General features: G+C 69.5%; 10 protein-coding genes and 1 riboswitch. All 10 genes read left to right on the top strand.

Annotated elements, in window-relative coordinates; translation table 11 throughout:
- Positions 1–638 (top strand): L,D-transpeptidase (locus APM_RS01025; protein ID WP_007421499.1); only part of this gene is annotated, 638 nt, incomplete at its 5' end.
- Positions 639–686: 48 nt separating this feature from the next.
- Positions 687–1508 carry a Coq4 family protein gene (locus APM_RS01030; RefSeq protein WP_007421500.1) on the top strand — a complete coding sequence of 274 codons (822 nt, stop codon included), beginning with the start codon at positions 687–689 and terminating at the stop codon, positions 1506–1508.
- A 209-nt stretch (positions 1509–1717) separates the two neighbouring features.
- A riboswitch (Fluoride riboswitch) is annotated at positions 1718–1780 on the top strand.
- An 86-nt stretch (positions 1781–1866) separates the two neighbouring features.
- The gene (locus tag APM_RS01035) at positions 1867–2820 is read left to right on the top strand and encodes a respiratory chain complex I subunit 1 family protein (protein ID WP_007421501.1); all 954 of its coding nucleotides are present in this window, start codon (positions 1867–1869) and stop codon (positions 2818–2820) included.
- Positions 2820–3500, top strand: a complete 681-nt coding sequence (locus tag APM_RS01040; protein WP_007421502.1) for a hypothetical protein — start codon at positions 2820–2822, stop codon at positions 3498–3500. Before APM_RS01035 ends, APM_RS01040 begins: the two co-directional genes overlap by 1 nt.
- 1 nt (position 3501) lies before the next feature.
- A complete protein-coding gene (locus APM_RS01045; protein WP_007421503.1) occupies positions 3502–5022 on the top strand; it encodes a proton-conducting transporter membrane subunit in 1521 nt (506 codons plus the stop codon).
- A gap of 2 nt (positions 5023–5024) precedes the next feature.
- Positions 5025–6455 (top strand): nickel-dependent hydrogenase large subunit, encoded by a 1431-nt coding sequence (locus tag APM_RS01050; protein ID WP_035186488.1) that lies wholly within the window; start codon positions 5025–5027, stop codon positions 6453–6455.
- 13 nt (positions 6456–6468) lie between these two features.
- Positions 6469–7263, top strand: coding sequence for a 4Fe-4S binding protein (locus APM_RS01055; protein WP_035186487.1), 795 nt, complete (start codon positions 6469–6471; stop codon positions 7261–7263).
- Entirely contained in the window at positions 7253–9229 is a 1977-nt protein-coding gene (locus APM_RS01060) for a hydrogenase 4 subunit B (RefSeq protein ID WP_007421506.1), read from the top strand. The genes APM_RS01055 and APM_RS01060 overlap by 11 nt, the downstream gene beginning before the upstream one ends.
- 121 nt (positions 9230–9350) lie before the next feature.
- Entirely contained in the window at positions 9351–9698 is a 348-nt protein-coding gene (locus APM_RS01065; RefSeq protein WP_007421507.1) for a DUF190 domain-containing protein, read from the top strand.
- Positions 9699–9728: 30 nt separating this feature from the next.
- Positions 9729–10145 (top strand): DUF190 domain-containing protein, encoded by a 417-nt coding sequence (locus tag APM_RS01070; protein WP_007421508.1) that lies wholly within the window; start codon positions 9729–9731, stop codon positions 10143–10145.
- Positions 10146–10449: the final 304 nt, after the last annotated feature.

Below are 10449 nucleotides of genomic sequence, written 5' to 3' on the forward strand. Positions count from 1 at the left end.
TGCGCGCGCGGTGGCGGCGGCGGGCCTTCGCGGCCGACTGGCGCCGGCTGGCGCGGCGGTATCCGGCGCCGGGCGATCGGGATTTCATCGTCGTCGATATCGCGCGCGAGCGGCTCGACCTGTTTCGCGACGGGCGGTATCGCGCCGGCTGGCGGGTTTCGACCTCCCGCTTCGGGGTCGGCCAGCGCCGCGGCAGCGACCGGACGCCGGTTGGGGTATTTCGCGTCGTCGGCGAACTCGGGCGGGGCGGGCCGGCGGACCAGGTCCTGAATGCCGCAGGGCCAACCGGCCGGTTCGCGAAGCCGGTCCTCGCGCCGGGTCACCTTGCCGCGAGCCGGCTGATCGTCGGGCGAATCCTGCTGCTCGAGGGTTTGCAGCCGGGCTGGAACCAGGGCGGCGATGTCGACACGCTGGCGCGCGATATCTTCATCCACGGGACGGCCAATGTCGGCATGCTCGGCCGGCCGGCATCGCGGGGGTGCGTGCAGATGGCGCCCGGCGCGGTCATTCGCCTCGCGCGGATGATCCTGCCGGGCGCGCTGGTGATGATCACGCGGGGGGGGGGCGGCCTGCGCCGCATTCCCGGCCCCAGCACGGGGCCAGGCAATCTTGATTTTTCAGAAATTGCTAAAAAATGATAATGAATGTTTCAAAGTTAACACCAGCCCCGTTCGCGGAGGACAAGCATGACCGCCAGCATCATCGGGCCCGAGGATATCGACGCCGTTCTGGCGACCGTTCCGCGGCAGCGCATCCGGCCGCTCGATGCGGTGCGCGCGCTGATCCGCCTGGCCCGCGACCCGGAGGACACCCAGCAGGTGGCGCTGATGGGCATCGCGCTGGCCGGGCGTTCGCAGCGCCGGGTGTTCCGCCGCTTCGTATCGTTCCCCGCCGGGCAGGCGGTGATCCGCGAGAAGCGGTCGCTCGCCCGCACGCTCGATGATCACGACTACCTGCGTACCCTGAAGCCGAATTCGCTCGGGCGGCACTATCTCGCCTTCATGGAGCGCGAGGGGCTGTCCGCGCGCGGCCTGATCGAGGCGACGCCGGCGGTGACCCGGAAGCTCAGCGAACTGCCCGAGCCGATCAGGCTCTTTTCCAGCTACACGTCGCGCGACATGCATGATCTCTATCATGTCCTCACAGGCTATGGCCGCGACGAACTGGGCGAGGTCTGTGTGCTCGCGGTGAGTTACGAGCAGCTTCGCATCCGCGCCTTCCGCCTGATCAGCACGACCGGCCCGTTCGTGGTGCGGCGCTATCTGCGCAAGGCCGGGATCGACGGCGATGGTGTGTTCGCCGCCGTGCGCGAGGCGCGGCGGATCGGGCGCGCGGCGGCGTGGATCCCGAGCCTCGATATCGAGGCGCTGCTGGCCGAGGATCTCGACGAACTGCGCGCCCGGCTCAACCTCGCCGAACCGGTGGCCTATCGCGCGGTGATCGCCCGCATCCGAACGGCGACGGGCTGGAACAGCGGGCCGTTCTCCGCGCTGGCGCGGACGGTCTGATTTCTGATCCGCCGGCGCTGGCGCGGCCTCCCGCGGAAGCGGTGGGTGCGCAGCCGACCGGGCTGATCGCGGATCCGCCACATTGATGACGCTGCGTTGCGGTAGAGGACAGGCCAAGAGATCGCGCCGTCCGGCCCCCCTGTGCTTCGGCCTCGACGATTCCGATTGACAGGCGTGGGCGGACAGGCGAGGGTTGGATTGTATCGCATTCCGATGCCGGTGATGGAGTTCACCGTGTAACCGCCCGTGGGGCCGATGACTCCTGTTCATATCCGCTACAGCGGAAGAGGACGGGTGTCATGGTGCGTATTGGCCGGAACTGCCTTCATTCAGCCCGACGGAACCATCGGTTGCGCTCATGACCGTGCGCGACGCCATTCTGCAGGCCTGCCAGGTGGCGTTCACGATCGCGGCGGCGCCGTTCATCCAGGGGTGCATCGTCCAGTTCGAGGAGCGGATCCAGCGCGGGCACGGCCCGGGGGTGCTGCAGCCCTACCGGGATCTGTGGAAACTGTTCCACAAGGACATCGTCGTGCCGGAGACCGCCTCGTGGCTGTTCTGGGTGACGCCCGTCGTCGCCTTCACCTGCATGATGACGGTGCCGATCCTCATTCCGGTGCTGACAAACTATCCGCTGCCGCTCTCGAACATGGGGGACATTCTCGGCGGCGGGCTGATCCTGACGCTCGGCTCCTTCATGATAACCCTGGCCGGGCTCGATACCGGCAGTGCCTATGGCGGGATCGGGTCCAGCCGCGCGGCGGTCATCGGCATTCTCGCGGAGCCGACGCTGATCCTCGTTTTCGTCGGCATCACCCTGTTCGCGCGCTCGATGCTGCCCTTCGTGGTGAACCACCTGCTGGTGGCGAGCCCGGCGGTCTATCTCGGTCCCGCGCACCTGTTCCTGGTCGCCGCGTTCTTCATCCTGCTGACGGTCGAGACCGACAGGCTGCCGATCCATTCCAGCACGCATATCGAGGTCTACATGATCGAGGAGGCGCGCGTGCTCGAATATGCCGGCCCGCTGCACGCCCTGCTCAAATGGGCGTCGATGATGAAGCAGTTCATCCTCTACACGATCTTCTGCAACGTGCTGACGATGCCGTGGTTCCTCTCCACGCGCGGGCTGGCGCCGGGCGTGCTCGGCAGCGCGGCCGGCGTGATCGTGAAATTCGTCATCGTCGCCTGTGCCATTGTGACGGTCGACACGATCCAGGCGCGGTTGCGCTTCTACCGCTATCAGGAACCGCTCGCGGTTTCGTTCCTGCTGGCGGTCCTCGCCATTATCGGCACGCAGATCGGACTCGGGTGATGCACGGGTTTCACGCGACGCCGGTCGAAGCCTCGCTGTTCGGCGTTCTCGCCATCGCGAGCCTGCTGCTTGCCTTCGTCATGCTCGGCTCGCGCTGGCTGCGGCATTACCTCATCGCCTTCGCCGCGGAATCGTGGGCGATCGCGCTGCTCTCGGCGGCGGTCGGGTATATCGACCATTATCCCGAACTCTATGTCATCGCGCTGCTGACCCTGGCGTTCCGGGGAACGCTGCTGCCCTACCTGCTGCTCCGCATCATCCGGCGGCTGACGATCGAGCGGGAACTCGAGCCGCTGCTGCGACCGGGGTCGAGTCTGGTGCTGGGCGCCGGCGCCGTCGTGTTCTCGCTCGTCGTCGCCGCGCGGATGACGCAGGCGCTGCACCTGACGGCCGAGGTCGTCGTGCTGGCGCTGACGGTCATGCTGTCGATGAAGCTGATCGGCTATCTGATGCTCGCGGTGCGGCACGAGGCGGTCAGTCACGTTCTCGGGCTGCTGGTCCTCGAGAACGGCATTTTCCTCGGCACGCAGATTCTCGTGCCCGGCATGCCGATGCTGCTCGAACTCGTGATCCTGTTCGACCTGCTCATCGTCGTCGTCTGCTTCGGCGTGCTGGTGCGTTATCTCGTCGGGCAGGTCGGCAGCACGAGTGCCTTGCAACTGCGGCGGCTGGTGGGCTGAGATGACCGGGATCGCGACATCGGTCCTGATCGGCGCGCCGGCACTCGCGGTGCTGGCGATGCTGGCCGCGCCGCGGCCGCGTCTCGCGGAGCGGCTCAACCTCGCCGCGGCCGGGCTCTGCTTCATCGCCGCGGTCGCGATGACGGTTTCCGCCCCTGCCGCCGGCGCCCGCTATCTCGGGCGCTACCTGATCGTCGATCCGCTCGGCGCCTGGATCATCCTGTGCGCCGCGGTGGTCTATCTGCTCGCCTCGATCCATGCCTGCGGCTACATGCGGATGCCGGGAGAGGAAGCGCGGCTGCCGCGGTTCTACCAGCTCTTCGCCCTGTTCGCGCTGACCATCTTCATCGCGCCGCTGATGAACAATCCCGGGCTTTACTGGATCGCGATCGAGATGACGACCGTGGTCAGCACCTTCCTCGTCGCGTTCGAGCAGGCGGCGGAGGCGATCGAGGCAGGGTGGAAATACATCATCATCGTCTCGGCCGGGATCACGCTGGCGCTTCTTGGCACGGTGATCTTCTACTGGGCCGGGACGTTCAGCCTGGGGCCGACCTATGACATGACCTGGCGCGTCCTGCGGCATGCCGCGCCGCACATGGACCGCGCGCTGCTCGTGCCCGGGTTCCTGCTCGTGCTGGTGGGCTACGGCACCAAGGTCGGGCTGGCGCCGATGCACACCTGGCTGCCGGATGCGCACAGCGAGGGGCCGGCGCCGGTCTCGGCGATGCTCTCCGGCGCGCTGCTGAACGCGGCGATGGCGGGCATCGTGCGCTATCTCGCGGTGCTGCACCGGGCCGGGCTGTTCATGCTGCCCGACCAGATCCTTGCGGTGTTCGGCACCGCCTCGCTCCTGGTGGCGGCGCTGTTCATCGTGCGCCAGCGCGGGGTGAAGCGGCTGATGGCGTATTCCAGCGTCGAGCACATGGGCATCGTCGCCCTCGGCTTCGGTTTCGGCGGGCCGTTCGGCGTCGCGGGCGCGATGTATCACATGCTCAACCACAGCCTGAACAAGTCGCTGATGTTCTTCGGCGCCGGCAACGCGATGCGCAGTTTCGGCACCCGGTCGATGACGCGGATCCGCGACTATGCGCGCCACTTTCCGGTCGCCGCAGCACTCTGGCTGGCCGGTGCCGTCGCGATCACCGGCGCGCCGCCCTTCGGCCTGTTCGCCAGCGAGCTGACCATCCTGCGCGCCGGTTTCCGCGGCGCCGGGCTCTGGGCGGCGATCGTGATGCTGGTTCTGCTGATCCTGATCTTCATCGGCTTCCTCGATCATTTTCGCGTCATGTATTTCGAGCCGGCCGGGGATGACGCGCCGAGGCCGGCGCGGCTCGGGGCCTGGACCGTCGCGCCGATGTGGCTCGCGCTGATCCCGTTGCTGGTGCTGGGCCTGTGGTGGCCGCGCGCGATGTGGCGCGATTTCCAGACGGTCGAACAGGTGATCGAGCGTCCGGCCGCCGCGCCGGCGCCTGCCGCGCGCGCCTCGGCCCGCATGCCGGATGCGCGGAGGGCGTCGTGAATATGCCGTCGAGGCGCGGCATGGACCCCTCGTCCCTCGAGGCCGCGGCCGGCGCGCTGCGCGCTGCGGGGGGCCGGATGATCATGGTCTATGCGGCCCCGGAGGCTGACGGGCGGCAGACGCTGCGCTACGTGTCGTCGCGCCCGGGGATCGCCGGCTTCGAGGTCTGGAGCGTTCCGGCCGGGGGAACGGTGCCGAGCATCGCCACGATCTGGCCGCTGCTGGGATGGTATGAGCGGGAGACGGCCGATCATCGCGGCATCGCCTTCTGCGGGCAGCCGGAACCGTTTTCGCTGATCGCGCCGCTGCGAGCCGATGAGGAGGCGGATCTGCGCCGGCTGCCGGGGCTGTCCGGCGATGCCGTGCAGGTGCTGCCGTTCGGGCCGGTGCGGGCCGGCGTGGTCGAATCGGCCGAGTTCAGCTTCTTCTATGTCGGCGAGGCGATCCTGCATTACGTGCCGCACCTGTTCCTCAAGCATCGCGGCATGGAAGACCGCTTCGTCGACCAGACGCCGGAGACCGGGCTCGTGCTGGCCGAGCGCGTTTCGGGGGTCGGCAGCGTGGCGCATGCCCTTGCCTATGCGCAGGCGGTGGAGGCCGCCGCGCAGGTGGCCGTTCCCGGCCGCGCGCGCTACCAGCGGGTGATCGTCGCCGAGCTCGAGCGGCTTTACAATCATCTTCATTATCTCGGCCATCTTGCCGATACGACGACGCTGAAGGTGGCCCATGCCGAAGGCGCGCTGCTTGCCGAGCGGGTCAAGCAGATCGGCGCCCGGATGACGGGCAGCCGGTTCCTGCGCGGCGTGATCGCGCCGGGCGGGCTGCGGCGGGAGCTGCGCGTCGAGGGTCTTGCCGGGGCGCTCGATGCCCTGCGCGCGCCGATCCGCCGCTACATCGCGCGGCTGGACGCCTCGGAAAGCCATTTCGACCGGCTGGCGACGACCGGCGTGCTGCCCCGCGAGGTGGCGTTCGACCAGGGCGCGACCGGGCCGGTTGCCCGTGCCTCCGGCCTCGACCGCGACCTGCGGCGCGACCATGCCTATGCCGCCTACGACGATCCCGACCTCGCCCTCGCCGTCGCCACCGGGACCGACGGCGATGCCCACGCCCGTGCTCGCGTGCGGATCGCCGAGATCGAGAATGCGCTGCTGATGATCGAGCGCGCCATCGCGCTGACGCCCGGCGGCGCAATCCGGGTCGCCTGCGCGCCGGCCGCCGGCGCCGAGGCGATGGGCTGGGCGGAATCGCCGCGCGGCACGCTGATCTATGCCGTGCATGTCGGGCCCGACGGGCGGCTCGCGCGGGTCAAGATCAAGTCGCCCTCCTTCTCCAACTGGCGGGTGTTTCCCTACACCGTGCACGGCACGAACATGATGGACTACGCGATCAACGAGGCGAGTTTCGGCCTGACCATCGCCGGATGCGCGCGATGAGGGGGAGGTGCGGATGGCACTCTGGACGCTGATCGGCCTGCTTGAGGGATCCGCGACCACGTCCTGGCCGCTGAGGCCGGGGCCGGACGGCCAGGATGGCGTGGTCGGGATGCCGCGGCTCGACCCTGGGCGCTGCGAGGCGGGATGCGAGGTATGCGCGGCATCCTGCCCGACCGGGGCGATCGGTCTCGCCGGCGCGCGGATCGCGCTCGATTACGGGCGCTGCGTCGTCTGCCAGCGTTGCGTCGAAACCTGCCCGACCGGCGCGCTGGCCGAGAGCGGGGACTGGGCGTTCGGCGCGCGGACGCGCGACGATCTCAGGACCGGCATCGAAGCCGCCGGCATGGCGGCGCTGGCCGCGGCGGATGGTCCGGGGCGCGGCTTCCGGCGCAGCCTGCATGTGCGGCATGTCGATGCCGGCTCCTGCAATGGCTGCGAATCCGAGCTGCAGGCCCTGAACAACCCGTTCTACAACCTGCACCGTCTGGGCATCTTCTTCACGCCCTCGCCGCGCTTCGCCGATCTGCTGCTGGTGACCGGCCCGGTCACCCGGGCGATGCTGGAGCCGCTGCGCCGCACCTGGGAGGCGATGCCGGCGCCGCGCTGGGTCATGGCCAGCGGCACCTGCGCGGTATCCGGCGGCATCGCGCCGGGCGGGCCGTGCCTGTCCGGCCTCGAGGAGGCGCTGCCGGTCGACCTGTACCTGCCGGGGTGCCCGCCCAATCCGGCGGCGATCATCGAGGCGCTGCTGATGTTCCTCGGGCGCCGGGCGCAACGCGTGCGCGGAGGACGGATCGATGGCGAATGACCTGATCGGCCTCGCCACCCTGTTCTGGCTGGTCGCCGGCCTCATCGCGCTGGCGGGCAGGGGGGTCGTGCTCGGCCGCGGGCTGGCCGGGCTGGGCTGCCTTGCCGGCATGATCGCCGCGATCCTGGCGCTGCCGGGGGCCAGTCCGCCGGTGGCGCTGCCCGTCTTCCGCATCGCCGACGAAGGCTCCGGCTTCACGCTCTCCCCGGCCGCGCTCTGGCTGTTCGGCTTCGGGCTGGCGCCGGCGATGCTGGCGGCCTGGCTCGGCTCGCCGGGGCGGGGCGGGCGGCTCTGGCTATTCGGACTGTCGATGAGCCTGATCGGCGCGCTCGGCGTTTTCGGGGTGACGCAGGGAGCCGCATTCCTCGTCGCCTGGGAGGTCATGAGCCTGGGCGGCGCGGCGATGATCCTTGGCGAACGGCTGGCCGAAGGGGCGGGAAGCCGCGCGCTGTTCATGCTCGGCCTGCTCGAGGTGGGGGCCGTGGCGCTGCTCGCGGCGGTTCTGGTCCTGGGGACTGCGTCCGGCTCCCTGGGCTTCGCGGGGTTCGCCGGGGCCTGGCGCGGGGCGGCGCTCTATGGTCCGGCGATCGCCGGCGGGCTCCTGCTCGTCGGGTTCGGCGCCAAGCTCGGGCTGCTGCCGTTCTACGAATGGTTTCCGGGCGCCTATGGGGCGGGCTCGGGCGCGACCGGGGCGGTGCTGTCCGGCGTCGTGCTCAACGCGGCGTTCTTCGGCCTGGCGCGAGGCCTGCTGGTCTGGCTGCCGGGCGGGGTGGACGAGGGGTTCGGCATCGCGCTGTGCGCCATCGGCGTGATCAGCGCGATCCTCACCACGCTCTACGCCTTCCAGCAGGAGGACTGGCGGGCGCTGCTCGCCTTCTCCTCGGCGGAGAACGCGTCGGTGGTGGTGACCGCACTCGGCGCTTCGCTGCTGTTCGAGGCGGGGCACCTGCCGCTGTTCGCCGGGCTGGCGTTCACGGTCGCGCTGCTGCATCTCGCCGCCCATGCGCTCGCCAAGGGCGCGCTGTTTCTCGCCGCGGATGGCGTGTTCGCCGCCACCGGCGGCTACGCCATCCGGCAGGACGGCGTGCTGCGCGCGAACACGCCCCTGTTCGGCATGGGGGCGCTGTTCGCCGCGATGAGCCTGGCGGCGATGCCGCCCCAGGCCGGGTTCGTCTCGGAATGGTTCATGTTCCAGACCGTGTTCCAGGGGTTCCACCTGCCGGGATTGGCGGAGCGCCTCACGCTTGTGCTGACCGGCGCGGGGCTTGCGCTGACGGCGGCGATCGCCTTCGCCACCTTCGTCAAGCTGTTCGGCGTCGGCCTGCAGGGGCGCGCGGCAGACGGCGGCGCGCGGCTTCCCGCGCGGCATCAATCCGCGGTCGGCGCGCTCGGCCTGGCCGTGCTCGCGCTGGCCGTGGGCATGCCGGTCTGGCTCGGCGCGCTTGCCCGCGTCTGGCCCGCGCACGATGCCATCGACGCCGCGGCGCACATGACCGACGGATGGATCCTGGTGCCGCTGAGCGCCGGCTTCGCCTTCATCTCGCCGTCGAAGCTGGTCATCGTGATGCCGCTGCTGGCCCTGGTGCCGGCGGCGGCGATCCTGCTGTGCAGACGCCGGCCCGCGCGGCGCGTTCCCGTCTGGTATGGCGGCTCGCCGCGCCTCGACCGGCGAAATGCGACCACGGCCCTGACCTTCTCGAATTCGCTCAGGACGTTCTACAGCTTCGTCTATCGTCCGCGCGCGGAAACCGGCGTGGAAACCAGCCTGTCGCCGTATTTCGTGAAGCATCTGCGTTTCGAGCACGATGTTGCCCCGATCTTCGGCCCCGCCCTGTTCGGCCCGGTGGTGCGGCTGGTGCATGGCCTCGCCCGGCGGGGCCGGGTTTTGCAGTCCGGCTCCCTCAATCTCTATCTCGGCATCATCGGCCTGTTGCTCGTCGCCATTCTCGTTGTCGCCCTGTTCTGACCGGCGGCTCGCACGATCGGGAGGATGTCATTTCTTGCTGACAGGGCCGGCGGATCGGCGCTAGTCTCGGTTCAGCGTCGTTGTCCGGGCCGGTTCGACCCGAACGCCGAGGAGGACCTCGATGCGCATCATGGAAGATGCCCTGCTGCTCAGGGTTTTCCTGGGCGAGGACGACATGGCCGGCGGCCAGCCGCTCTATCGCGCGATCATCGAGGCGGCGATGCGGGCCGGGCTGGCCGGCGGCACGGCGCTGCCGGCCCCGATGGGCTTTGGCGGCTCGCGCGGAATCAGGACGGGCATCAACGTCGATGCCGGGGCGCATCAGCCCATCGTCGTCGAGATCATCGACCGGCCGGACCGGATCGAGGCGTTCCTGCCGCTGATCGAGCCGATGATTCCGTCGGGCGTGGTCACGCTGGAGGCACTCAAGATGCGGAAGATCGTTCCCGGTTCGCCGGCCCCGGCCTGAGGCGGACGAGAAAGCGAGGAGGACACGGCGATGGATGTTCCACACGAGGCTTCACTGCTGCGGATCTATACCAGCTCGGCCGACCGCCATGGCGGGACGCCGCTGTTCATCGCGATCGTTCACGCGGCGCGGGATCACGGGCTTGCCGGCGCCACCGTGCTGCGCGGCCCGCTCGGCTTCGGCCATACGGGGCGCCTGCATGAGGGGCATCTTCTGCCGTTCTCCGACGATCATCCCGTCATCATCGAGATTGTCGATGCCACCGACAGGATCGAGGCCTTCCTGCCGGTTCTGGATTCGATGATGCAGAGCGGCCTGGTCACCATCGAACGCGCGCGCGTCCTGCAATACGGGCGCCACAGGCCGGGCTGGCTTGAACGTGTCCGCCAGCAGTTCTTCCCGGCCTCTCCCCCGCCGGCGGCACAGGCGCGGGTCGGGCTGAACTGACCTCCGGCGTCTCGCGCCCGCGCCCGCAACGCAGGATCAGGGCCGCGCGATCCTTTCTGCCGGTATCGCGGAGGCAGCCTACGCGCGCCCGCGGATGGAATGTCAGTTGCCGGCGCACGGGCTGAAACGCGTGAATGACGGCACGGAATTTCGGTGCCGGCGGGCATTCCGAGAGTCGCGCCGCGCCGAACAATACGGTCTGTCGAGGATGGTGATCACGGTGTTTCGTCCTGCGCGAGGATTGCGGGGACGATGCGGGCGGTGGCGTCTTTCCAGTGTGGGAGGGCGAGGGCGAAGGTTTGGT

The sequence above is a fragment of the Acidiphilium sp. PM genome, assembly GCF_000219295.1.
Lineage (GTDB): Bacteria > Pseudomonadota > Alphaproteobacteria > Acetobacterales > Acetobacteraceae > Acidiphilium > Acidiphilium multivorum.

Coding starts and splice junctions, on each gene's coding strand:
- APM_RS01030 (WP_007421500.1), top strand. CDS start 687: ATGACCGCCAGCATCATCGGGCCCGAGGATATCGACGCCGTTCTGGCG.
- APM_RS01035 (WP_007421501.1), top strand. CDS start 1,867: ATGACCGTGCGCGACGCCATTCTGCAGGCCTGCCAGGTGGCGTTCACG.
- APM_RS01040 (WP_007421502.1), top strand. CDS start 2,820: ATGCACGGGTTTCACGCGACGCCGGTCGAAGCCTCGCTGTTCGGCGTT.
- APM_RS01045 (WP_007421503.1), top strand. CDS start 3,502: ATGACCGGGATCGCGACATCGGTCCTGATCGGCGCGCCGGCACTCGCG.
- APM_RS01050 (WP_035186488.1), top strand. CDS start 5,025: ATGCCGTCGAGGCGCGGCATGGACCCCTCGTCCCTCGAGGCCGCGGCC.
- APM_RS01055 (WP_035186487.1), top strand. CDS start 6,469: ATGGCACTCTGGACGCTGATCGGCCTGCTTGAGGGATCCGCGACCACG.
- APM_RS01060 (WP_007421506.1), top strand. CDS start 7,253: ATGGCGAATGACCTGATCGGCCTCGCCACCCTGTTCTGGCTGGTCGCC.
- APM_RS01065 (WP_007421507.1), top strand. CDS start 9,351: ATGCGCATCATGGAAGATGCCCTGCTGCTCAGGGTTTTCCTGGGCGAG.
- APM_RS01070 (WP_007421508.1), top strand. CDS start 9,729: ATGGATGTTCCACACGAGGCTTCACTGCTGCGGATCTATACCAGCTCG.